This is a genomic window from Bordetella pertussis 18323 (assembly GCF_000306945.1).
Lineage (GTDB): Bacteria > Pseudomonadota > Gammaproteobacteria > Burkholderiales > Burkholderiaceae_B > Bordetella > Bordetella pertussis.
In genome coordinates this window covers 3,762,966-3,786,336 of sequence record NC_018518.1, presented here as the reverse complement: position 1 = coordinate 3,786,336, position 23,371 = coordinate 3,762,966, and the positions used below count along the sequence as shown (strand labels likewise).

Sequence of the window (23,371 nt, the reverse complement as noted above, 5' to 3'; positions counted from 1 at the left end):
GGCTTCAGCGCGCCGGCGCCAACGCCGCCGGCAATGGCGCGCCGGACGGTTCGCGATCGCCCAGGGTATTGCGCACCCAGACCAGTTCGGCGGCCACCGCCACGGCGATCTCGGCCGGCGTACGGCTGGCGATGGGCAGCCCGACCGGCCCGCGCAGCCGGGCGATGTCCTCGTCGCCCAGGTCGAACAGGCGCAGCCTTTCCCGCCGCTTTTCCTGGTTGGCGCGCGATCCCAGCGCGCCCACATAGAACGCGCGCGACTTCAACGCCTCGAGCAGCACCATGTCGTCCAGCTTGGGATCGTGGGTCAGCGCCACGATGGCGGTGCGTTCGTCGGTGCCGATCTCCAGCACGATGTCGTCCGGCATGGTGGCGACCAGCGTGGCGTGCGGCGCATGCCAGGCTGCATGGAATTCCTCGCGCGGGTCGCACACGATCACCTGGAAATCCAGGGTGGCGGCAATATCGGCCAGCACCTGCGCGGTCTGGTTGGCGCCGATGATGAGCAGGCGCCAGTGCGGGCCGTACACGGCACGGAACATGCGGCCGTCGAAATCCGGCCCTTCGGCCGGCGCGGCGGCTTCCAGCGCGGCCGCGCCGGTGTGCAGGTCGATCGTGCGGCGCACCAGGCGGTGTTCGGCAATCGCCTGCAGCACTTCGTCCAGCCAGGCATCGCGCGGCGCCAGCGGCTCGGCCACCAGGCGCAGCGTGCCGCCGCAGGGCAGGCCGAAGCGGGTGGCTTCGTCGCGCGTGACGCCGTAGGTCAGGCGTTCGGCGCGCTCGGGCAGGGTGCCGGCGCGCGCCCGCGCGATCAGGTCGTCTTCGATGCAGCCGCCCGACACCGAGCCCACGACCTGGCCGTCGTCGCGCACCGCCAGCATGGCGCCCGCCTGGCGCGGCGCCGACCCCCAGGTCTGCACGACGGTGACTAGGTGCACGCGCCGGCCGCTGGCAAGCCAGTCGCGGGCGTGCTGCAATACATCCAGATCCAGGGCGTTCATGGGGCTACTCTACTCGCGGACGGGCGGCGCGGCCAGCAACGCGCCGGCATGCGCCTGGAATTTACTCACTATACTGAATACTATGCCACGCGTCGATCATGGTTCTCCCCAGGCTGGTCCGCCCGCGCCCTGCGTGGGCATTTTGCTCGCGGGCGGCCAGGGCCGACGGTTCGCCGCCGCCTCCGGGGGGCAGGACAAACTCCTGGCCAGGCTGGCCGACGGCACGGCCGTGGCGGTGCGCGCCGCGGCGGCCTTGCGCGAGGCGACCGACGCCGTGGTGGCGATGGTCAGACCGGAAAGCGCCGCCCTGGCCGCCTTGCTGCGCGGGCAGGGCTGCCATGTGCTGGAGAGCGAGCAGGCCAGCGAGGGCATGGGCGCCAGCCTGGCGGCGGCGGCCCGCTTCCTGTTGGCCGGGCCGGTTCCGAATATGCCGCAGCGGGCCGATGTCTGCCTGGTGGCGCTGGCCGATATGCCATGGGTGCGGCGCGATACGCTGTCGGCCGTGCGCGCGGCGGCGTGTGCCGATGGCATAACGGTGCCGGTTCACCAGGGGCGGCGCGGCCATCCGGTGGCGTTCGGGCGGTCGCTGTGGGGCGAGCTGGCGGCGCTGCGCGGCGACGTCGGCGCGCGGGAGTTGCTGCGGCGCCACCGCGTCGCCGCGGTCGCGGTGGATGACCCGGGCGTGGCGGCGGACGTGGATACGCCAGGGGACCTGGCGGGCGATCGCGCCTGAGCGGCGCCGGCCCGGGTGTTGCGGGGCCGGCTCAGGGTTGCCCCTAGGAGGCGTAGATTTTTCTTTTAATTGTCAGTATACTGACTATAAAATCAGTGTACTGATATAAGTGCCGCCGTGGGCGGCCGGACTGCCGCGGGTCGCTGGCCGGGCGCGTAAAGTCCCGCATGGCAAGGGTTTCGGCGCGTCCCGCGAGACGGCGCCCACGCCCCGATCGCAAAGCCTGGCGGTGCGGACTTGAGTCCATATAGTCAGTATACTGATTAAAAAGGACGGCCTGGAAACCGCGCCTTCACCCGACTCATCATCCAGGGAGCAGACGTATGACAAAAGTGCGCAAGATCGCCTTCGAGGAGCATTTCACGGCGGTCGGCTTTGGCGATTACTCCAAGGCATTCGTACAGCATCTCGATCCGGGCTTTGCCGCCGAACTGGGCGCGCGCCTGACCGACTTCGGCGCGGGGCGCCTGGCCGAAATGGACGCCGCCGGCATCGACTATGCGATCCTGTCGCAGACAGGCCCGGGCGTGCAGGGCGAGCCCGACGCCGCCGTGGCCTTGCGCCGCGCGCGCGAGAACAACGATTTCCTGGCCGAACGCATTGCCCGGCATCCGGACCGCTTCGGCGGATTCGCGACCCTGCCCATGCACGATCCCAAGACCGCCGCCGCCGAACTGACGCGCGCGGTGCGCGAACTGGGCTTCAAGGGCTCGCTGGTCAATGGCCACACCAACGGCGTGTATTACGACGACCCCGCCTACGATGCATTCTGGGAGCAGATGCAGGAGCTGGACGTGCCGCTGTACCTGCATCCGTTCGACGCCTACGTGCTGCCGCATGCCTACAAGGGCCACCCGGAACTGGCCGGCGCGACCTGGGGCTGGGGCGTGGAAACCGGCACGCATGCGCTGCGGCTGCTGTTCGGCGGCGTGTTCGACCGTTTCCCGAAGCTGAAGATCATCCTGGGACACATGGGCGAAGGCCTGCCGTTCCAGCGCTGGCGCTTCGACAGCCGTTTCGCCGCCTACCCGTACGGCGTCAAGCTGCAGCGCGCGCCGTCCGAGTACATCGGCTCCAATATCCTGATCACGACTTCGGGCGTCTGTTCCCACCCGACGCTGGTCGGCGCGATCGCCGAGATGGGCGCCGAGGCCGTGATGTTCTCGATCGATTATCCGTACGAGTCGACCGCGCTGGCGGTCGAGTTCATCGAATCCGCGCCGTTGGACGCGGCGACGCGCGACCTGGTCTGCTACGGCAACGCCGCGCGCCTGTTCAAACTGTGACGCCCCTGTCTTGGAGAAACGAGTAATGCAGAAGACCTACCGCATTGGCCAGATCGTGCCGAGTTCGAATACGACGATGGAGACGGAGATTCCGGCGATGTTGCTGGCGCGCCAGCAGATTCGGGGGGAGCGTTTCACCTTTCATTCGAGCCGGATGCGGATGAAGAAGGTGGTCAAGGAGGAGCTGGCGGCGATGGACGCGGAGTCGGATCGGTGCGCGGTGGAGCTGAGCGATGCGCGGGTGGACGTGCTGGGTTATGCGTGCCTGGTGGCGATCATGGCGATGGGCCGTGGGTATCACCGTCAGTCGCAGGCGCGGCTGACGGCGCACACGGCGGCCAACGGGGGCGAGGCGCCGGTGATCACCAGCGCGGGGGCGCTGGTCGATGCGTTGAAGGTGATGGGAGCGCGGAAGATCGCGGTGGTGGCGCCGTACATGAAGCCGCTGACCGAGCTGGTGGTGGACTACATCGGCAACGAGGGCTACGAGGTGGTGGATTACCGGGCGCTGGAGATTGCGGACAACCTGGAGGTGGGACGCCATGATGCGGGGCGGCTGCCGGAGATCGTGGCGGGGCTGGATTACCGCGAGGCGGACGTGATCGTGCTGTCGGCGTGCGTGCAGATGCCGTCGCTGGGGGCGATTGCGAAGGTGGAGGCGCAGACGGGCAAGCCGGTGGTGACGGCGGCGGTGGCCACGACGTACGCGATGCTGAAGGCGTTGGGGCTGGAGGCGGTGGTGCCCGGTGCGGGCGCGCTGCTGTCGGGTGCGTACTGAGCCGGAGAAGGAGCGAGCGATGAGCAATTTTCGGTATGGCGGCAACGTGCAGGCCAACGGGATCCGGCAGCACTACCTGCGCTATGGGGGCGAGCGGGCCGGTCGCGATCCGGTGATCATCGTGCCGGGGATCACCAGCCCGGCGGTGACCTGGGGGTTCGTGGGCGAGCGTTTTGGCGAGCAGTTCGACACCTACATCCTGGATGTGCGCGGGCGCGGGCTGTCGCAGTCGGGGCCGCAGCTGGACTATGGCCTGGATGTGCAGGCCGAGGACCTGCTGGCGTTTGCGCGCGCGCTGGGGCTGTCGCGCTACAGCGTGGTGGGCCACTCGATGGGCGCGCGCATCGGGATCCGTGCGGCGCGCACGGGCGAGGCGGGGCTGGCGCGGCTGGCGATGGTGGATCCGCCGGTGTCGGGGCCGGGCCGGCGGGCGTACCCGTCGAAGCTGCCGTGGTACGTGGACTCGATGGCGCAGGCGCGCCAGGGGATGACGGGCGAGCAGATGAAGGCGTACTGCCCGAGCTGGACGGCCGAGCAGCTGCAGCTGCGCGCCGAGTGGCTGCACACGTGCGAGGAGCGGGCGGTGATCGCCAGCTTCGAGGGGTTTCACGAGGACGACGTGCACGCGGACCTGCCGCGGGTGCGGGCGGCGCGGCTGCTGATGACGGCCGCGCGGCGAGGTGGTGCTCGATGCGGACGTGGCCGAGATCGAGGCGCTGGCGCCGGGCACGGTGCACGTGCGGGTGGCGGGCGCGGGGCACATGATTCCGTGGGACAACGAGGAAGGTTTTTACGCGGCGTTCGGGGATTTTCTGGGCGCGCGCCTGCGGGCGGGCTGAGGCCGCGAGGACACAAGGAGAGTAGCGATGCCGGTGAGCGATTACGAGATGATCCGGGCCTGGACGCAGGTGCTGCGCCTGTCCAGGCTGCAGGCGGGGCAGACGGTGACGGTGCTGACCAGCGCGGCCACGCACCCGCAGACGCTGGGCACGGCGCTGGTGGCGGCGCAGTCGCTGGGGGCGGTGGTCAATCGGCTGGACCTGCCGCCGGTCAATGGGGAGAAGGCGCTCAGCCGCGATGCGCTGGCGTACCTGGGGACCACGCCGCTGACGGGCAACAAGGCGGCGATCGCGATGCTCAAGGCGAGCGACCTGGTGCTGGACCTGATGACGCTGCTGTTCTCGCCCGAGCAGCACGAGATCCTGCAGGGGGGCACGCGGATTTTGCTGGCGGTCGAGCCGCCGGAGGTGCTGGCGCGGCTGGTGCCCACCGAGGGCGACCGGCAGCGGGTCAAGGCGGCGGCGGCTCGCATCGCGGGCGCACGCGAGATGACGGTGGAGTCGGAGGCGGGCACGCGGCTGCGCTGCGGGCTGGGGGAGTTTCCGGCGATCAGCGAGTACGGCTACGTGGACGAGCCGGGGCGGTGGGACCACTGGCCCAGCGGGTTTGCGCTGACCTGGCCCGACGAGGGCTCGGCCAACGGCACGATCGTGATCGACCGGGGCGACATTTTGCTGCCGCAGAAGTCGTACGTGAGCGAGCCCATCGTGCTGACGGTGGAAAACGGCTACGCGACGCGCATCGAAGGGGGGCTGGATGCGGAGATGCTGCGCGAGTACGTGGCCACGTTCAAGGACCCGCAGGCGTACGCGATCTCGCACATCGGCTGGGGCCTGCAGCCGCGGGCGAGCTGGACCACGCTGGGGCTGTACGACCGGGAGGCGACCATCGGCATGGATGCGCGGGCCTACGAGGGCAATTTCCTGTTCTCGCTGGGGCCGAACAACGAGGCGGGGGGCAGCCGCACGACGGCCTGCCATATCGACATTCCGCTGCGCCGCTGCACGGTGCGCCTGGACGGGCGCGAAGTGGTGCGCGAGGGCAAGGTACTGGACTGAGGAAGGGGCAGGGACATGAGCAATGATCTGGGCAGCTACGAGCGCCAGGGGTTCGGGGCGGCGCTGCCGTTGAAGGCGCCGTACGGGCTGCTGATCGTGGACTTCGTCAACGGGTTCGCGGACCCGGCGCAGTTTGGCGGGGGCAACATCGCGGCGGCGATCGAGACCACGCGCACGGTGCTGGCGGCCGCGCGCGAGCGGGGCTGGGCGGTGGCGCACAGCCGCATCGTGTATGCCGACGACGATGCCGACGGCAATATCTTCAGCATCAAGGTGCCGGGGATGCTCACGCTCAAGGAGCACGCGCCGGCCAGCGCGATCGTGCCGCAGCTCGCGCCGCAGGCCGGCGAGTACGTGGTGCGCAAGAGCACGCCGTCGGCGTTCTACGGGACGATGCTGGCGGCGTGGCTGGCGCAGCGCGGGGTGCAGACGCTGCTGGTGGCCGGGGCGACCACCAGCGGGTGCGTGCGCGCCAGCGTGGTCGACGCGATGTCGGCGGGTTTTCGGCCGCTGGTGCTGTCCGATTGCGTGGGCGATCGCGCGCTGGGCCCGCACGAGGCCAACCTGTTCGACATGCGCCAGAAATACGCCGCCGTGATGACGCATGACGAGGCGCTGGCAAAGACAAAGTGACACTCAGGTGCCTGTCCCCGCACGGGAGACAGGCACCTGCCGAACCCTGGGAGCCCGTCCTCCCCGCTGCCTACACGGGATAGACCAGGTCGTTGGCCAGGATGGCGGTGTCGTAGATGACCTGGCGTTCCTGCAGCTTGAGGGTGCCGTTCTCGCGCACGAAGCGGTCGTGGTAGCTGCCGGCCAGGTGCAGGGTGGTGGGGCCCTCGACCAGGGTCTGCATCAGCAGGAAAGTGCTGGATGCGGCGATCTCGCCGTCTGGCGTTTCGCTGGTGACGCGGGTGTTGCTCACCATGTGCAGCATATAGCGCGGCGCGAACATCTGCGTGCGCGAAATCGCCACGGCGCGGTCGTGCATCATGTCGCGGCCTTCGGCATAAACCAGGCCCACCGGCAGGTTCAGCTCGGCATTCTCGCGCGCCGTCACGCGGTACAGCGCGGTTTCGGTGAAGAAATCCGGCCACGATTCGACCTGGCCGCCATCCAGGGCGGCGCAGTAGTCGGCGTTGAACTCTTCGACCTCCAGCTTCAGCGCAATGGCGCGGGCGGGGTCGATCGTACGGGGAGGGAAGAACGTCTGGCTCATTATGCTGTCCTGATTCAGAAGCCCATGACTTCGCGGTAGTAGCTGTACATCGAACGGATGGCCGCTTCGGAAATCAGCGTGTTCGAGGTGCCCTGCTTGCCCGACTCCAGCTTGATCACGTTGACGTCGGTGCTGGCGCGGCGCACGCCCTCCTGCACGAATTTCATGGCTTCGTTGTCTTCCAGGCCGAGGAAGCCCGCCGGGCCCATCAGGTTGCCCTGGCGCAGGCGGTGGCGCTGCATCTCCTCGGTGTCGTCCTCGTACCCGAACATGGTCCATTGCATGATCATGCTGTCGGGGCCGTTGGGGATGATGTGGCGCACGCCCAGGGTGTTCATTTCGCGCTGCACGATCAGGTTGGGCCAGATGGTCTGCATCGTCACCGACCAGGGCGAGTCGAATTCCTTGATGAATTCCAGGAAGCGGTCGTCGCGCAGGCGCAGGCCATCGTGGAACGACCGCATTTCCTTCTTGTTCTCTTCGCTGACGGTGGCGTACTTGTCCTCGCTCTTGGCCGAGGCCATGGTGCCGTGGCGCCCATGGACCGAGTCGACCAGCATGGCGGACTTGTTGCCGGCCACCAGCAGGCCGAACACCACCAGGAAGGAGTGCAGCAGCGTGGCGTGGTACGGGTCCTTCAGGTTCTCGTGGTACATCTTCCAGTTGCAGGGCAACTCGTTGCGGTAGTAGCCGAGGATCTTCAGCTTCTTGCCGGGGAAGACGGCGTCGAAATCGGCCAGGATCTCGGGCGTGAGGTACTCCGCGATCGGTTCGACTTCACTGCTGTAGGAGGCGAATACCACGCCGTTGCGCGTGGTCACGTGCAGGCGGCGCAGGCCGTGCTCGTCGTTCTTGAAATCCTTGGGCATGCCGCCTTCGCGGTTGACGCCACGCTTGAACGGGATACCTTGCAGGTTGCCCTTCAGATCGTACGACCACTGGTGGTAGGGGCAGACGAACTCTTTGGCGTTGCCCTGGTTGTGGCGACAGAACTCGGCGCCACGGTGCGCGCAGCGGTTCTCGAACACGTTGATCGAGCCGTCCTCGGCGCGCGACACCACGACGGGCTTGGCGCCCACGTACGAGCGCTTGTAGTCGCCGGCATTGGGGAGCTCGGCTTCCAGGGCGACGAAATTCCACGTCTTGCCGCGGAAGATCTTTTCCAGCTCCTGCTCGTAGACCGCGTTGTTCGTGTAGACCCAGTCGGGGATGAAGTGCAGGGCATACTGCGGCCACGCGCATTCCGACAGCGGGGCGTCCTTGGCCGCCAGAGTACGGCCGATGACGGTTTGGGATTGGTACATGGAGACAGCTCCTGTGTGGGCGTTATCGAGTGCGGTCAGGCCACGGCGATGGCGGCCTGCCAGGCCTTGACCAGGGGTTTGAGCGCTTCGGCCGGATCGGCCAGGCGGTGCGGATCGACGGGGATGCCGCGTTCGAACAGCACCCGCAGCTGGCGCAGGTCGCCGCCCGCGTTGACGGCGATGCCATGGCAGGGCACGCCATCGCGCAAGCCGATCCACAGCACGCGCGGCGCGGCCTGCGGGTCCGTTTGCGGGCGGCATACATAGCGCAGGCCGGGTTGCGGCAAGCCCAGGATCTGGATGTTGCAGCCGTACTGGTCGGTCCAGAACCACGGATAGGGTTCGGCGGCGGGCGCCAGGCCCAGCATGGCCGCGGCCGCCGCGCGCGCCTGTTCGTTGGCGTTCTGCCACGATTCGAAGCGCGCGGCCGTGCCCAGGCAGGCGCGCGGCTGGCTGGCGCAGTCTCCGGCCGCATAGACCTGGGGGTCGGCCGTGCGCGCCTGGCTGTCGACGCAAATCCCGCCGTTGTCGTCCAGCGGCAGGCCGGCCTGCCGCGCCAGCGTGACCTCGGGCGCCAGGCCGATACTGACCACGATCAGGTCGGCGTTCACCTGCGTACCGTCGGCCAGGGTGATGGCATAGGGCGGGCCGTCGCCGATGGCGGCGATCGCGCCGCCCAGGCGCAGGTCGACGCCGCTGGCGCGCACGCGTTCGGCCAGCCAGTCCGACACGATGGCCGGTAGGGCGCGCTCGAGCAGGCGGGACCCGTTTTCGATTACCGTGACCTTGGCGCCCAGTTCGCGGGCGGTGGAGGCCACCTCCAGGCCCAGAAAGCCGCCGCCGATGACGGCTGCGCGCACGCCCGGGCGCAGCGCCGCGCGCAGGTCCAGGGCGTCGTCCAGCGTGCGGATGTAGTGCACGCCGGCGCGTCCGCGCGGCAGGGCCGGCAATTCGCGCGCATGGCCGCCGGTGGCCAGCAGGCAGCGGTCGTATGGCAGCGTGCGCCCGTCGGCCAGCCGCACCGTGCGCGCGGCCGGATCGAGCGCGGCGACCGCCGTCTCGGTAAGCAGCGCGATGTCGTTCTCGGCATAGAAGCCGGCGGGGTGCACGGCGGCCTCGGCATGCGTGGCCGTACCCTGCAAGACCGCCTTGGACAGCGGCGGGCGCTCGTAGGGCGGGTGGGCCTCCTGGCCGACCAGGGTCAGCCCGCCGCGATAGCCCAGCTGCCGCAGGCTGGCCGCGGCGACCGCGCCAGCCTGGCCCGCGCCCACGATCACGATGGATTGGATCTCGTCCATGATCAGGCTTGCAGATCGACGTAGATGTCGTCGTTCTCGATCTTCAGCGGATAGATGCGGATGTCGGCCGTCGCCGGCGCGCACATGGCCTTGCCGGTCTTGATGTCGAACCTGGCCTGATGCAGCGGGCATTCGATGCAGCCATCCTCCAGATAGCCGTCGGACAGCAGGGCATAGGCGTGGGTACAGACATTGTCCGAAGCGAAGTATTCGCCTTCGCTGCGATACAGGGCCAATTTCGCCTCGCCGGCGGTAACGGGCATGACCTCGTCGTCCTCGAGTTGGTCGGTAGTCGCGATCTTGATCCAGTTCATGGCTAAATATTCAGTGTACTGAGTAAGTATGCGCAGTGTACTTCCTATAAAACGGAAATTTATCCTAGGGATTTCCCTGGTCGCGCCGCCCGGTCGCGGGGCTGGCCGGCCCGCCCCGGCGGGCACGCGCCGATCACGCGCCAAGCCGCGCCATTGCTGGACTTGCCGCTCGCCGCACCGGCCCGCGAAAACGCGGACGCGAGCCCGGCAGGAACACCGGGGAAAACCTCGTTGACACTCAAAAACACTATCAGTATGCTGAATAAAACGTCAGCATACTTACTTTTTTTCGGCACGTTTCAGGCGGCCGAAGCGGGCATGCGGGCAAGTCGTTCCAAACCGGGCTTCAGCTCCCGGATGCAGTTGGCGGTACAACCCGGCGCGCCGACGGCCGGGATTCCCCGGACACGGCCGGCCGTGTCCAGACAAGCAGATATTCGCATTCGATTCGACAGCTCAGGAGCAAGTCATGCAACGACGCCGTTTTCTCGCACAAGCCGCCGGCGCTGCCGGCGCCGGCCTGGCCGCGGTGGGCATGCCCGCCATGGCGCAGGCCAACCCGACCGTCCGCTGGCGCATGTCGACCAGCTGGCCCAAGAGCCTGGACACGATCTACGGCTCGGCCGACGAGCTGTGCAAGCGTGTCGGCCAGCTGACCGACGGCAAGTTCGAGATCCGCGCATTTCCCGGCGGTGAACTGGTTCCTTCCGCGCAGAACATGGACGCGGTCAGCAACGGCACCGTGGAATGCAACCATGTGCTGAGCACGATGTACATCGGCAAGAACACGGCGCTGACGTTCGATACTGGCCTGTCGTTCGGCCTGAACGCGCGCCAGCACAACGCCTGGATCCACTACGGCGGGGGTCTGCAGCAGCTGCGCGAGCTGTACAAGAAATACAACATCGTCAACCACGTCTGTGGCAACGTGGGCGTGCAGATGGACGGCTGGTACCGCAAGGAAATCAAGTCTACCGCCGACCTCAATGGCCTGAACATGCGTATCGGGGGCATCGGCGGCATGGTGCTGTCCAAGCTGGGCGTGGTGCCGCAACAGATTCCGCCGGGCGACATCTACCCCGCGCTGGAGAAGGGCACCATCGACGCGGCCGAGTGGATCGGGCCGTACGACGATGAAAAGCTGGGCTTCAACAAGGTGGCGCCCTACTACTACTCGCCGGGCTGGTTCGAAGGCAGCGCCTCGATCACCTCCATGGTCAACGACAAGGCCTGGGAAGCGCTGCCGCCGGCCTACCAGGCGGCGTTCGAGGCCGCCTGCGGCGAGCAGAGCATGAGAATGCTGGCGAACTACGACGCCCGCAACCCCCTTGCGCTGCGCAAGCTGATCGCCGGCGGCGCCAAGGTCAGTTTCTTCCCCAAGGAAGTCATGGACGCGGTATACAAGGCATCACAGCAATTGTGGACCGAGCTGTCGGAAAAGAATCCCGACTTCAAGGCCATTTATCCCGGCTGGAAGAAATTCCAGGAAGACGAGGCGGGCTGGTTCCGCGTCGCGGAGAACGCGTTGGACAACTACACCTTCGCGGCCGTGGCGCGGGCGCAGGCCAAGTAATCGACGTCATTCAGTTTCAAAGGGCAGTCATGACGACAGAACATACCGGCGCCGAGGTTGGCGCCGGTTCACGGCAAGGAGTCGGGGCGCGCGTTCCCCGCAAGGAGGACGCGCGCCATCTGCATGGCAAGGGCAACTTCGTGGCCGACATGGCCATGCCCGGGCTGTGCGAGGTGGCATTCCTGCGCAGTCCGCTGGCGCATGCGCGCATTACCGATGTGCGGGTGCCCGAGAGCGTGCGCGACAAGGTCGTGCTGCGCTCGATGATGGGCGATGCGCGCGATATCGCGGCCGATTCGACCCTGCCGACCTACCAGCCCTCGGTTCAGCCGCCGCTGGCCAGCGGCAAGGTGCGCTTCGTCGGCGAGCCGGTGGCCATGACGTTCGCGCCGACGCGCGCCGAGGCGGAAGACCATGCCGAGCTGGTGGAAGTCGATTATGACGACCTGCCGGTCTATGCCGACGTGGCCGGCGCGCAGCAGGCCACGTCGGACCTGGTGCACGAGCACTGGCGCGACAACGTGTTCGTCACCTTGAACGCCGACCGCGACTTCGACGAACATGCCGCGCGCGCCGAGGTGGTGGTCAGGCGCAAGATCGACCTGGCGCGGCAATGCATGGTTCCCATGGAAGGCAAGGCGGTGCTGGCCTACTGGGACCACCAGGCCGACCAGCTGGTGGTGATCAGCGCCACGCAAGTGCCGCACATGATACGCAGCGTGCTGGCCCAGTGCCTGGACCTCGAACAGGGCCGCGTGCGGGTGGTGTCGCCCGACGTGGGCGGCGCGTTCGGCTACAAGTGCGTGCTGCAGCAGGAAGAGCTCTGTGTGGCCTGGCTGGCCAAGACCTACAAGCGCCCGTTCCGCTTCATCGAGGACCGCCGTGAACACCTGACGGCCGGCGCCAATTCGCGCGAGCACCATTACGAAATGACCGCCTATGCGGACAAGCGCGGCAAGCTGCTGGCGCTGGACGCCCGGATCACGATAGACGGCGGCGCCTATTCGGTGTGGCCCTTCACCATCGGGCTCGAGCCTGGCCAGGCGGTCGGCAACCTGCCCGGGCCCTATGGCTTTCGCGGCTACCGCTGCGAGACGCGCTGCGTGGCTACCAACAAACCCGGCTTCGTGCCATATCGCGGGCGTACCGGCGTGTGCTTCGCCATCGAGCTGACGATGGACGCCGTGGCGCGCGAAGTGGGCCGCGAGCCTTGGGAAGTGCGCCTGGAGAACCTGGTGCAACCCGAGCAGATGCCTTACGTCAATGTGACCAACAAGCACTTCGACAGCGGCGACTACCCGGCCAGCCTGCGCAAGGCGCTGGAGATGATAGACATCGACGGCGTGCGGACCCGCCAGGCCCGCGGCGAGGCCGACGGCCGGCGCATCGGCGTGGGCGTGGCCACCTATACCGAGCAGGCCGCGCACGGCACCTCGGTATTCGCCGCCTGGGGCACGCCCGTGATTCCGGGCTTCGACCAGGCGACGGTGCGCGTGACGCCCGATGGCGGGCTGGAAGTGCGCGTGGGCGTGCACTCGCACGGCCAGGGCATGGAAACCACCTTCGCCCAGATCGCCCATGAGATTCTCGGCATCGACGTGGCGCGCATCAAGGTGCTGCATGGCGATACCGGCCAGACGCCGTTCTCCACCGGCACCTACGCATCGCGCTCGCTGGTCATGTCCGGCGGCGCGGTGTCGCAGGCATGCAAGCGCCTGCTGCCGCGCATGCGGCACATCGCCGCGCACATGCTGGGCGTGGCCGACGACGCGGTGACGCTGCAGGACGGCATCTACCGGGCCGGCGAGAAATCGGTCGCCACCGGCGACGTTGCCGACGCCTGGTACCTGCGGCCGCAATTGCTGCCGCCCGACGTGGACCCGGCGGGCCTGGAAGTGAACGTGGGCTACAAGCCCAAGGTCGACACCGGCTGCTTCACCTACGCCAGCCACGCCGCCGTGGTGGCGGTGGATCCGGACACCGGCGCGGTCGAGATACTGGATTACGTGGTCGTCGAGGATTGCGGCACCATGATCAACCCCATGGTCGTGGAAGGCCAGACCATCGGCGGCATCGCGCAGGGCATCGGCACCGCGTTCTACGAAGAGACGCCCTACGACGCCAATGGCCAGCCGCTGGCCTCGACGCTGGCCGACTATATGCTGCCCGGCCCGACCGAGGTGCCCAACATGCGGCTGCACCATTTCGAGACGCCGTCGCCGCATACGGAATTCGGCGCCAAGGGCATGGGCGAGGGCGGTGCGATCGCGCCGCCCGCGGTGCTGTTCAACGCAGTCAACGATGCGCTGCGCGGCCTGGGCGCCGCCGAGCTGTCGCGCACCCCGCTGACGCCGATCCGCGTGCTGCAGGCCATTGCGCAAGGCGCCGGGGAGGCAGCATGAAAGCGGCGCAGTTCGAATATTTCCGCGCCGAGTCGATGCAGCAGGCGCTGCAGTGGCTGCGCCAGCACGACGGCCGCGCCAAGCTGATGGCCGGCGGCCAGTCGCTGGGCCCGATGCTGAATCTGCGCCTGGCGCGTCCACCGGTGGTGATCGACATCTCGGGGGTGCCGGCGCTGCGCGAGGTAGGCGAGCGCGGCGGCCGCGTGCGCGTGGGGGCCGCGGTCACCCACGCCGAGATCGAGGACGGCGTGCACGCGGCGCTGCGCGGCTCGGCCTTGCAGCAGGTGGCGACGGGCATCGCCTATCGCGCCATCCGCAACCGCGGCACGATCGGCGGCAGCCTGGCGCACGCCGATCCGGCGGCCGACTGGGTGCTGACCATGGTGGCGCTGGGCGCCGACATCGAGATCGCCGGCGTGGACGGCGAGCGCATGGTGCCGGCCGAATCCTTCATGCAGGGCGCCTACACCACGGTGGTGGGCGAGGGCGAATTGATCGCCGCCGTGCACGTACCGGCCATGACCGATGGCGCGCGCTGGGGCTACTACAAGTTCTGCCGCAAGGCCGGCGAGTTCGCCGAGGCCAGTTGCGCGGCCTGGTTCGAGCCCGCGCGGTGGGTGGCACGCATCGCGGTGGGCGCGCTCGACGGCGCGCCCTGCCTGCTGCCGGGGCTGGCCGACGCCGTGGCGCGCCAGGGCGCGGCCGCGCTGCAGGCCGAGCGGATCGATGAAGCGGTGGCGCAGGCCATGCCCGGCAAGGATGCCCTGCATCGCAAATTGCATGCAACCGCCGTGGCGCGCTGCCTGAAGCAGGCGCTGGGCGTACAGGAATGACGATGGTTCAAGTAACGTTGGAAGTCAACGGCAGGCAGGTGGCCCACGAGGCGTCGCCGCGCATGCACCTGGGCGATTTTCTGCGCGACCAGGCGCGCCTGACGGGCACCCACCTGGGCTGCGAGCACGGCGTATGCGGCGCCTGTACCGTGCTGGTCGACGGCCAGCCGGTCCGTTCGTGCATCACCTATGCGGTGGCGTGCGAAGGCCGCCAGGTGACCACCATCGAAGGCTATGACGGCGATCCGGTCATGGCGCGCCTGCGCGCCGCCTTCACCAAGTACCATGCGCTGCAATGCGGCTATTGCACCCCGGGCATGCTGACGACGTCGCGCGACATCGTGTTGCGCATGCCCGATGCCGACGAAGCGCGCGTGCGCGTGGAACTGTCGGGCAACCTGTGCCGCTGCACCGGCTACATGGGCATCGTGGGCGCCGTGATGTCGGTGCTGCGCGACCTGCGCGAGCAACCCGACGCGGCCGTGCAGGCCTTGCGCGCGGCCGCGGCCGACGGGCGCCTGCCGGCGCCGCGCGGCGAGCAGCCCATCGCTTTCCAGCCTTTCACGCCCAGCGCGCCGACGGCTGCCCAGGCGGAGCCACGGCCGGCCGCGGCCGCCAGCCCGGTCGGCGGCAAGGGCAACCAGATCGTCGACGCGTTCACCGTGCCGTTTCCCGCGGCCGAGGTGTGGGCCTTCATGGTGGACCTGCCGGCCGTGGCGGCCTGCCTGCCGGGCGCGGTCATCGAGGAAACCGACAGCCAGCGCGTCAAGGGCAAGATCGCCATCAAGTTCGGCCCCATGGCTGCCGCGTTCAACGGCGCGGCTCGCCTGGAGCGCGACGAAGCGGCCATGCGCGCGGTTTTTCGCGGCGCCGGCCAGGATTCGCTGAGCCAGTCGCGCGCCACCGGCGATATTGCCTACCAGGTCGAGGCGGTGTCCGAGAACGAGACGCGCGTCAAGGTGGATCTGCAGTACGCCCTGCAGGGGCCGCTGGCGCAGTTCTCGCGCTCGGGGCTGGTGCAGGATTTCGTGCGGCGCATGATCGCCGATTTCGGCAAGAACGTGACGGCGCGCCTGCGCCAGCCTGGCGGCGAGGCGTTGCCGCAGGCGCAGTTCAACCCGGTGGCGATGTTCTTCAGCGTGTTGTGGATGCGGATCAAGCGCTGGTTCGGCCACGGCGGCTGAACGGCGCGCCGGCGTCGCGCGCGATTCCAGGGGGATGGAGATGCAGAAGGCAATCGGGAAGTGGTGGCGCCGGGCCATGGGCGGTATCGCCCTGCTGGCGGCGGCGGGTACGGCCGGCGCGCAGGCGCCGGAGCCGTTGCGGGTGCGGCTGGACTGGACGCCCTGGGGCGTGCAGGCGGCTTTCCACCTGGCGCAGCAGAAGGGCTGGTACAAGCAGGCGGGCCTGGACGTCACGCTGGAGGACGGCAACGGTTCGGTCACGACGGTGCAGATCGTGGGCGGCAGCGACCGTTTCGACCTGGGGCACGCCGCCCTGGCGTCCATGATGATTGCGCGCGACAAGGGGCTGCCGGTCAAGGCGGTGGCCGTGTTCGCGCGCCACAGCGACATTGGCCTGCTGGTGCCGGCCGATTCCGGCATTGCCGGGCCCGAACAGCTCAAGGGACGCAAGGTGGCCTATACCGCCGGCTCGCTCGAGGCGCCGTTCATCGACGCCTTCCTGGCGCGCGGCAAGCTGAAGAAAAGCGATCTGGAGCTGATCAACGTCGATGCCGCCAGCAAGGCCTCCACCTATGCGGTGGGCCGTGCCGACGCGGCGTTCTCGACCATCCCGTTCTTCCTGCCCGTGGTATCGCAGAACCGCCCGTCGCGGGCCGTGCGCTTTGCCGACTTCGGCCTGGACATGCCCAGCTTCGGGCTGTTCGCCAGCGAGGACAAGCTGCGCGAGCGCGGCGAGGCCATCGGACGCTTTGCCAGCGTCAGCGCGCGCGCCTGGGAATACATCTACGCGGGCCACGAGGACGAGGCCGTATCCGCCATCCTGGCGCAGCGGCCGCAGGCGCGCCTGGACCGTACGGTGCTGCGCGGCCAGATCGATGCCTTGCGCGGCTACTTCGGCCTGGCGGCCGGCCAGCGCGTGGGCGCGCCGGTGCCGGCCGACTGGGAGCAGGCGGTCAAGACGCTGTCGTCGGTGGGCCTGGTACGCGCCGACGCCAAGGCGGCCGACTTCTATGTGCCGGACCTGGCCCGGCCGCAACGCTACGACGCGCTGGTGAAACCGTGAGCGTGGCGGCTGTCAGCGCGGCCGGGGTGCGCAAGAAATACCCCGGCGAACGCGGGGTGCAGGCGCTGGAAACCATTTCGATCGATGTGCCCGCGGGCCGTTTCGTGAGCATTCTCGGCCCCAGCGGTTGCGGCAAGAGCACCTTCCTGCGCTGCGTGGCCGGCCTGGAGACGATCAGCGAGGGCGAACTGCGCGTGGCCGGCCAGCCCGTCAAAGGGCCGCCGGATGGCATAGGCATGGTGTTCCAGCGCGACGCGCTGCTTGAATGGCGCAACATTCGCCGCAACATCCTGCTGCCGGTCGAGTTTGCCGGCAAGCCGGTGGCGCGCTACCGCGACAAGGTCGACGCGCTGCTGCGGTTGACGGGCCTGGCGGCGTTCGCGGACAACTATCCGCGCGAACTGTCCGGCGGCATGCGCCAGCGCGCCGCCATCTGCCGCGCGCTGGTCGACGACCCGGCGTTGCTGCTGATGGACGAACCGTTCGGCGCGCTGGACGCCCTGACGCGCGACCAGATGAATGTGGAACTGCAGCGCATCTGGATGGAAACGCGCAACACCGTGATGTTCGTCACGCATGGCATCGCCGAGGCGGTGTTCCTGGGCGACGAAGTGATGGTGTTCTCGCCGCGTCCCGGACGGGTGCTCGAGACCATCCGCATCGACCTGCCGCGTCCGCGGCCGCTGGCGGTGCGCGAGACGGCCGAGTTCGGCCGCTATGTGCGCCATATACGCGGCCTGTTCGAGCAGATGGGCCTGATCGACGAGGGAGGGCGTGCGCCATGACAGCCACGGGTCGCAAATGCTTGCATGCGGCAGCGGGCGCCGTATCGCTGGCGGTGTTCCTGCTGTTGTGGGAAGGGCTGGGGCGGGCGCTGGAGGTGCGGCCCATCATGCTGCCGCTGCCTTCGCAGATAGCGCTGGAGCTGGCCGCGGAATGGCGCTGGTACGCCGACCAGGCCTGGTACACGCTGATGACCACCGTGGCCGGCTTCGCGGTCGCGGTGGTGGGCGGCGTGCTGATCGCCGTGATGCTGGTCAGTTCGCGCTGGTGCGAGAGCTTCCTGTACCCGCTGATCGTGGCGCTCAACAGCGTGCCCAAGGTGGCGATTGCGCCGCTCTTTGTCATCTGGCTGGGCACCGGCGCCGAGCCCAAGATCGCCATCGCCTTCCTGATCGCCGTGTTCGCCGTCATCGTCGACACCGTGCACGGCCTGAAGTCGGTGCCGCAGGACGTGCTGGACCTGGGCCGCGTGCTCAAGGGGTCGCGGCGCGATTTCTTCTTCAAGGTACGCCTGCCTGGCGCCCTGCCGTCCATCGTGACCGGCATGAAGGTCGCCGTGTCGCTGGCGCTGGTGGGCGCCATCGTCGGCGAGTTCGTTTCCTCGCAGCGCGGGCTGGGCTACGTGATCATGAGCGCGCAAGGCACCTTCGACACCGTGCGCGTGTTCGCGGCCCTGACGGTGCTGGCGGTCATGGGCATGGCCCTGTTCGCGCTGCTGGTGTGGTTCGAGCGCAAGGCCACGCCGTGGCGCACGCCCGTCGAGGGCCATTGAGCCGGTTTTCCATACCTACATATTTATATCGGGGAATACATGTGGGCATTGCTTGCCTTATCGCGCGGCATAGACGCGCTGAACCTGCGGGTCGGCCGGGCCGTGACATGGGTCACCTTGCTGGTGGTGCTGGTCAGCGCCGGCAATGCCGTGGTGCGCAAGGTGTTTCATAGCAGTTCGAACGCCTGGCTGGAACTGCAGTGGTACATGTTCGGCGCGATGTTCCTGCTGACCGCGGGCTACACGCTGCTGAAGAACGAACACGTGCGGGTGGACATTCTGTCCTCGCGGCTGCCGCGCCACAAGCAGATCTGGATCGAGATTTTCGGGGTGGTGTTCTTTCTGCTGCCGGCGTGCACCCTGATCATGGTTCTGTCGTGGCCGGTGTTCATGGATTCGTACCTGAGCGGCGAGCAGTCGTCGAACTCGGGCGGGTTGATCCGCTGGCCGGTCAAGCTGTTGATTCCGGTGGGGTTTGCGCTGCTGGTGCTGGCGGGGCTGTCGCACCTGATCAAGTGCATCGGGTTCTTGCGCGGGCAGTGTCCGGACCCGACCGCGCGCGAGGGCAGCAAGAGCGCCGAGGAGCTGCTGGCCGAGGAGATCGCCCGCGAGGCGCTGGAGCGCGAGGCGAGCGTGCAAGAACAACGTAATAACCACGAAGGCCGCTGATCATGGAGTTTCTGATAGCCAATCTGGCGCCGATCATGTTCGCGACGCTGGTGCTGTTCTTGCTGCTGGGTTTTCCGGTGGCGTTCGCGCTGGCGGCCAACGGGATTCTGTATGGTCTGGTGGGCATCGAGCTGGACCTGCTCAGCCCGGCGCTGTTCCAGGCCTTGCCGCAGCGGGTGTTCGGCATTATTTCCAACGACACGCTGCTGGCGGTGCCGTTCTTTACCCTGATGGGGCTGGTGCTGGAGCGATCGGGCATGGCCGAGGACCTGCTCGAGACGATCGGCCAGGTGTTCGGTCCGTTGCGCGGGGGGCTGGCGATCGCGGTGGTGTTCGTGGGCGCGATGCTGGCGGCGACCACCGGCGTGGTGTCGGCCTCGGTGATCTCGATGGGACTGATTTCGCTGCCCATCATGCTGCGCTACGGGTATGACAGGCGGCTGGCCAGCGGGGTGATCGCGGCCTCGGGCACGCTGTCGCAGATCATTCCGCCCTCGCTGGTGCTGATCATCCTGGCCGACCAGCTGGGGCGCTCGATCGGGGACATGTACCGCGCGGCGATGGTGCCGGGGTTCGTGCTGGCGGGGGCGTACATCGCCTATGTGGTGATCGTCTCGCTGGTCAAGCCCTCGGCGGCGCCGGCGCTGCCCGAGGAGGCGCGCAGGTTTCGCGAGCCCAACGGCTCGCGCGGGGGGCGTTCGCTGCTGGTGCTGATGCTGATTTCCTCGCTGTCGGCCTATGTGCTGGGGCAGTGGCTGGAGAACGACACGGCGCCGGTCGACGAGCAGGTGGTGGTGAGCCTGCTGCTGTGGGGGCTGACGGCGTTCGTGATCGCGATCGCCAACAAGGTGTTCCGCCTGAAGATGCTCTCGGCGCTGGCCGAGCGGGTGACCTTCGTGATGATCCCGCCGCTGTTCCTGATTTTCCTGGTGCTGGGCACGATCTTCATCGGCGTGGCCACGCCCACCGAGGGCGGGGCGATGGGGGCGGTGGGGGCGATCATCATGGCGCTGATCCGCCGGCGCCTGACGCTGGACCTGCTCAAGCAGGCGATGGACACGACCACCAAGCTGTCGTGCTTCGTGGTGTTCATCCTGGTGGGCTCGACGGTGTTCGGGCTGACCTTCCGCGGGGTCAACGGCGATCTGTGGGTCGAGCACCTGCTGATCGGGCTGCCGGGCGGGGAGTGGGGGTTCCTGATCGTGGTCAGCGTGCTGACCTTCGTGCTGGCGTTCTTCCTGGACTTCTTCGAGCTGGCGTTCATCATCGTGCCGCTGCTCGGCCCGGTGGCCGACAAGATGGGCATCGACCTGATCTGGTTCGGGATCATCCTGGCGGTGAACATGCAGACCTCGTTCATGCACCCGCCGTTCGGCTTCGCGCTGTTCTACCTGCGCTCGGTCGCGCCCAAGGACGCCTACAAGGACAAGATCACCGGCAAGGTCATCCAGCCGGTGACCACCGGCCAGATCTACTGGGGCTCGGTGCCGTTCATCGTGATCCAGCTGTTCATGGTGGCCGCCGTCATGCTGTTTCCCGGCATGGTCATGCACTACAAGGGCGGCCAGTCCACCGTCGACCCGGCCAGCGTGAAGATCGAAGTGGAGGGGGGCTACGGCGGCAGCGTATACGGGGGAGGCGACGCCACGCCATTCAAATAGTGGTTACCTGCCGGGCGTTTGGTAACGCCCGTTTTATCTAAGGGAAAACCCTTGATTCGGGTTTCCCCTGACCCCCCGAGGGCCGCGCTACGCGGCCCTTTGCGTACCTCGCTGCCCGCTCATCCGCGCCAATACTTGAGTGTGAGTGGTTGCTCACATGATTGTCACAGGTAAAAAATCTCCGATTCATGATGTTGCGCATAAATGTCACGAATTTCAATCTTCTTGCCACAAAGTTGCGGCTATCATGCCTTCATAAGACGCCGTCGAGTGCTCCCCGGGCAGTTTCCGGGCTTCAAAGCCGAATGGCGCGTTCCCTCAATCGAAAGAACACGCAAGGAGTCGGAGATGGAACAGATCCCCTTCGTTTCGTCAGCCCCCAACACCTTGGGTATCGAGCTCGAATTGCAGTTGGTCGATCCCCGCAGCTTTGACTTGGCTGCCGCGTCTGACGAGTTGTTGGCCCAGTTGGCCAACCATCCCATCGCCGATCGGGTCAAACCCGAAATCACCCGATCGATGATCGAGCTGAATTCCTCGGTGCACGAGCACCCGGCCGGCTTGCTGGCCGAAATGCGCGAAATGCGCGATGTCCTTTGCGAAGCCGCCGACGCGGTCGGCGTTGGCGTCACGGGCGGTGGCGCCCACCCCTTCATGCGTTGGCAGGACCGCGCCATTTCCGATACGCCGCGCTTCCAGTACCTGGCCGAGATGTACGGCTACCTGGCGCGCCAGTTCACGGTGTTCGGCCAGCATATCCACCTGGGCGTGCCCTCCGGCGACGCGGCGGTGCGCATGGTGCGCGGGCTGTCGCCGTATGTCCCGCATTTCATCGCCCTGTCGGCCGCCTCGCCCTATTGCGAAGGCGTGGACACCCTGTTTTCGTGCTGCCGCCTCAACGCGGTCAACAGTTTCCCGCTGGCTGGCCACATGCCCGCCGACGTGACCGACTGGTACCGCTTCGAGGCCCACCTGGCCCAGCTGCGCGCCAGCGGCCTGGCCGAGAGCATCAAGGACCTGTACTGGGACATCCGGCCCAAGCCCGAGTACGGCACGGTCGAGATCCGGGTCTGCGACACCCCGCTGACCGTCGAGCGGGCCTGCCAGCTGGCTGCCTTCGCGCAGGCGCTGGCGGTGCAGGTGGCGCGCGACCCCGAACCCAGCCAGCAGGCCTGGCTGGCCTATCGCAGCAACCATTTCCAGGCCTGCCGTTTCGGCCTGCACGGCAGCTACGTCACGCCGGACGGGCAGCGCGTGCGGCTGGTGGACCACCTGCGCGCGCTGTTCGAGCGCTTGGCGCCGGTGGCCGAAGAACTGGGCACCGGCGACATGCTGCAAACCCTGCGCGACGAGATCCTGCGCAATGGCAACGACGCGCGCTGGCTGCGCGGCCAATTCCTCAAGGTGCGCGAACTGCCCCTGGTGGTCGAGTCCATGGCGCAAAACTGGCGCGGCCAGGGCGTCCAGGACACCCCCCCGTCGGCGGTGCGGCGCCGCATCCGCGCGACCTCCGAGCCAGTGGGAGGCGTGTGCGCCCTGAGCACGCCGCAGGGCGATCCGCTGCCCGGCTGGGCCGAGCGCCTGCACTGACGCAGGCCGGCGGCGTCAGCCTGCCCGGCGTCCGCCGATGGCGCTGACCGAGAGATGGGTTTCGCCGGGCGCGGCGCGCCGCGCCGGCGCCCGCCAGGCGTGGCCGTAGGCCACTTCGATGCTCAGGCTGATGCGGCCTTGCGGGCCGCGCCGGGCCTCCAGCGCCGCATGCAGGCGATCCAGCCAGGCGCGCCCGGCCAGGCCGGCGCGCCGGTCGCGCGCCGGGTTGCCGCCCAGGGCGCGCACATCCTCCAGCAGGCGCTGGGGGGTCTCGTAGGTCAGCGTCAGGGTTTCCTGGTCCATTACCGGATCGGCAAAACCGTTCTCGACCAGCAGGTCGCCAAAATCGTGCATGTCCACGAAGGTCGGCGTGGCCGTGCGCAGGCCGGCATCGGCCAGCGCCTCGCGCAGCTCGCGCAGCGTTCCGGGACCCAGGCAGGAAAACATCGCCAGCCCGCCCACCTTGAGGATGCGGCGCCATTCGGCCAGGACCGCGTGCGGCTCGGGATGCCAGTGCAGGGCCAGGTTGGACCACACCAGGTCCAGCTGCTCGGGCGGCAGCCCGCTGGCGGCCAGGTCGGCGCGCACGAAAGAGACGGCGGGCTTGCCGCGCTGGGCCAGGCGTCCCAGCCAGGCGGCCACGCCGCCCGGCGTCCAGGCCTGGCGCGCGTGGGCCAGCAGCGGCTCGGCGGCGTCCAGCCCGGTATAGGCGGCGCTCGGAAAGCGGTCGCGCAGCAGCGGCAGGCTGGCGCCCGCGCCGCAGCCGGCGTCCAGCAGCGCGGCCGGTTGCAGCCTGATATAGCGCAGCCGGCCCATCATGCGCTGCGCGACTTCGCCATACAGGAACTGAGCCTGCGCGAGATCGCCGCGGCGGGAGAACTGGCGCACCACGTCGGCGGCCACGATGGGAAGCGAAGGCAGGGAAGAAGGCAAGGACATTTGTATCGCGGTGCCGCCCACGGGCGCGGGCAGGCATGATGTGATCAGGGCCATCGGGCGCACGCCCGCATC

General features: G+C 68.1%; 21 protein-coding genes and 1 pseudogene. 16 read left to right on the top strand and 6 right to left on the bottom strand.

Translation table 11 applies throughout. The features are described 5' to 3' along the window. Window positions 1-4 precede the first annotated feature (4 nt). Window positions 5-1,000, bottom strand: a complete 996-nt coding sequence (locus BN118_RS17950) for an XdhC family protein (RefSeq protein WP_010929888.1) — start codon at window positions 998-1,000, stop codon at window positions 5-7. Between the two features lie 82 nt (window positions 1,001-1,082). On the opposite strand from BN118_RS17950, the gene BN118_RS17945 reads away from it, so the two are divergent. The 6 genes and pseudogenes from BN118_RS17945 (at window position 1,083) to BN118_RS17920 (ending at window position 6,328) form a co-directional block, all read left to right on the top strand. Continuing rightward, entirely contained in the window at window positions 1,083-1,733 is a 651-nt protein-coding gene (locus tag BN118_RS17945; RefSeq protein WP_023995228.1) for a nucleotidyltransferase family protein, read from the top strand. 323 nt (window positions 1,734-2,056) lie between these two features. Then, a complete protein-coding gene (locus tag BN118_RS17940) occupies window positions 2,057-3,019 on the top strand; it encodes an amidohydrolase family protein (RefSeq protein ID WP_010929890.1) in 963 nt (320 codons plus the stop codon). A 25-nt stretch (window positions 3,020-3,044) separates the two neighbouring features. Further along, window positions 3,045-3,797 (top strand): maleate isomerase, encoded by a 753-nt coding sequence (locus BN118_RS17935; RefSeq protein WP_010929891.1) that lies wholly within the window; start codon window positions 3,045-3,047, stop codon window positions 3,795-3,797. 19 nt (window positions 3,798-3,816) lie between these two features. After that, a pseudogene (locus BN118_RS17930) lies at window positions 3,817-4,636 on the top strand (alpha/beta fold hydrolase). A 27-nt stretch (window positions 4,637-4,663) separates the two neighbouring features. Beyond that, window positions 4,664-5,695 (top strand): M29 family metallopeptidase, encoded by a 1,032-nt coding sequence (locus BN118_RS17925; protein ID WP_010929892.1) that lies wholly within the window; start codon window positions 4,664-4,666, stop codon window positions 5,693-5,695. Window positions 5,696-5,710: 15 nt separating this feature from the next. Continuing rightward, window positions 5,711-6,328, top strand: a complete 618-nt coding sequence (locus BN118_RS17920; protein ID WP_010929893.1) for an isochorismatase family protein — start codon at window positions 5,711-5,713, stop codon at window positions 6,326-6,328. 70 nt (window positions 6,329-6,398) lie between these two features. On the opposite strand, the gene BN118_RS17915 is transcribed toward BN118_RS17920, so the two are convergent. Genes BN118_RS17915 through BN118_RS17900 form a run of 4 tightly spaced genes read right to left on the bottom strand, consistent with a single transcriptional unit; the run spans window position 6,399 to window position 9,830 of the window. Further along, window positions 6,399-6,914 carry an aromatic-ring-hydroxylating dioxygenase subunit beta gene (locus BN118_RS17915; protein WP_003816293.1) on the bottom strand — a complete coding sequence of 172 codons (516 nt, stop codon included), beginning with the start codon at window positions 6,912-6,914 and terminating at the stop codon, window positions 6,399-6,401. Window positions 6,915-6,928: 14 nt separating this feature from the next. Further along, window positions 6,929-8,218: an aromatic ring-hydroxylating dioxygenase subunit alpha gene (locus BN118_RS17910; RefSeq protein ID WP_010929894.1), complete on the bottom strand. Its 1,290-nt coding sequence runs from the start codon at window positions 8,216-8,218 to the stop codon at window positions 6,929-6,931. 35 nt (window positions 8,219-8,253) lie between these two features. Beyond that, window positions 8,254-9,516: an NAD(P)/FAD-dependent oxidoreductase gene (locus BN118_RS17905; RefSeq protein ID WP_010929895.1), complete on the bottom strand. Its 1,263-nt coding sequence runs from the start codon at window positions 9,514-9,516 to the stop codon at window positions 8,254-8,256. 2 nt (window positions 9,517-9,518) lie between these two features. Next, on the bottom strand, window positions 9,519-9,830 hold the full coding sequence (locus BN118_RS17900) for a non-heme iron oxygenase ferredoxin subunit (RefSeq protein WP_003807389.1): 312 nt from the start codon (window positions 9,828-9,830) through the stop codon (window positions 9,519-9,521). A 469-nt stretch (window positions 9,831-10,299) separates the two neighbouring features. Here BN118_RS17900 and BN118_RS17895 point away from each other — a divergent pair, with 469 nt between their 5' ends. From BN118_RS17895 to BN118_RS17850, 10 genes are all read left to right on the top strand, one after another. Continuing rightward, window positions 10,300-11,403: a TRAP transporter substrate-binding protein gene (locus tag BN118_RS17895; RefSeq protein WP_014906096.1), complete on the top strand. Its 1,104-nt coding sequence runs from the start codon at window positions 10,300-10,302 to the stop codon at window positions 11,401-11,403. 29 nt (window positions 11,404-11,432) lie between these two features. Next, window positions 11,433-13,805, top strand: a complete 2,373-nt coding sequence (locus BN118_RS17890) for a xanthine dehydrogenase family protein molybdopterin-binding subunit (protein ID WP_014906095.1) — start codon at window positions 11,433-11,435, stop codon at window positions 13,803-13,805. Beyond that, entirely contained in the window at window positions 13,802-14,638 is an 837-nt protein-coding gene (locus BN118_RS17885) for an FAD binding domain-containing protein (protein ID WP_010929898.1), read from the top strand. Before BN118_RS17890 ends, BN118_RS17885 begins: the two co-directional genes overlap by 4 nt. Next, a complete protein-coding gene (locus BN118_RS17880; protein WP_010929899.1) occupies window positions 14,635-15,822 on the top strand; it encodes a xanthine dehydrogenase family Fe-S subunit in 1,188 nt (395 codons plus the stop codon). Before BN118_RS17885 ends, BN118_RS17880 begins: the two co-directional genes overlap by 4 nt. A gap of 34 nt (window positions 15,823-15,856) precedes the next feature. Further along, on the top strand, window positions 15,857-16,885 hold the full coding sequence (locus tag BN118_RS17875; protein WP_014906094.1) for an ABC transporter substrate-binding protein: 1,029 nt from the start codon (window positions 15,857-15,859) through the stop codon (window positions 16,883-16,885). Further along, window positions 16,882-17,670, top strand: a complete 789-nt coding sequence (locus BN118_RS17870; RefSeq protein ID WP_003816301.1) for an ABC transporter ATP-binding protein — start codon at window positions 16,882-16,884, stop codon at window positions 17,668-17,670. The genes BN118_RS17875 and BN118_RS17870 overlap by 4 nt, the downstream gene beginning before the upstream one ends. Beyond that, window positions 17,667-18,440, top strand: coding sequence for an ABC transporter permease (locus BN118_RS17865; RefSeq protein WP_003807400.1), 774 nt, complete (start codon window positions 17,667-17,669; stop codon window positions 18,438-18,440). The genes BN118_RS17870 and BN118_RS17865 overlap by 4 nt, the downstream gene beginning before the upstream one ends. A 39-nt stretch (window positions 18,441-18,479) precedes the next feature. Beyond that, the gene (locus tag BN118_RS17860; protein ID WP_010929901.1) at window positions 18,480-19,109 is read left to right on the top strand and encodes a TRAP transporter small permease subunit; all 630 of its coding nucleotides are present in this window, start codon (window positions 18,480-18,482) and stop codon (window positions 19,107-19,109) included. Window positions 19,110-19,111: 2 nt separating this feature from the next. Next, entirely contained in the window at window positions 19,112-20,770 is a 1,659-nt protein-coding gene (locus BN118_RS17855) for a TRAP transporter large permease (protein ID WP_014906093.1), read from the top strand. 348 nt (window positions 20,771-21,118) lie between these two features. Next, on the top strand, window positions 21,119-22,360 hold the full coding sequence (locus BN118_RS17850) for a YbdK family carboxylate-amine ligase (RefSeq protein ID WP_003818939.1): 1,242 nt from the start codon (window positions 21,119-21,121) through the stop codon (window positions 22,358-22,360). 15 nt (window positions 22,361-22,375) lie between these two features. Here the strand turns inward: BN118_RS17850 and BN118_RS17845 are convergent, their stop codons facing one another. Next, a complete protein-coding gene (locus BN118_RS17845; RefSeq protein WP_019247635.1) occupies window positions 22,376-23,353 on the bottom strand; it encodes a methyltransferase domain-containing protein in 978 nt (325 codons plus the stop codon). Between the last annotated feature and the right edge of the window lie 18 nt (window positions 23,354-23,371).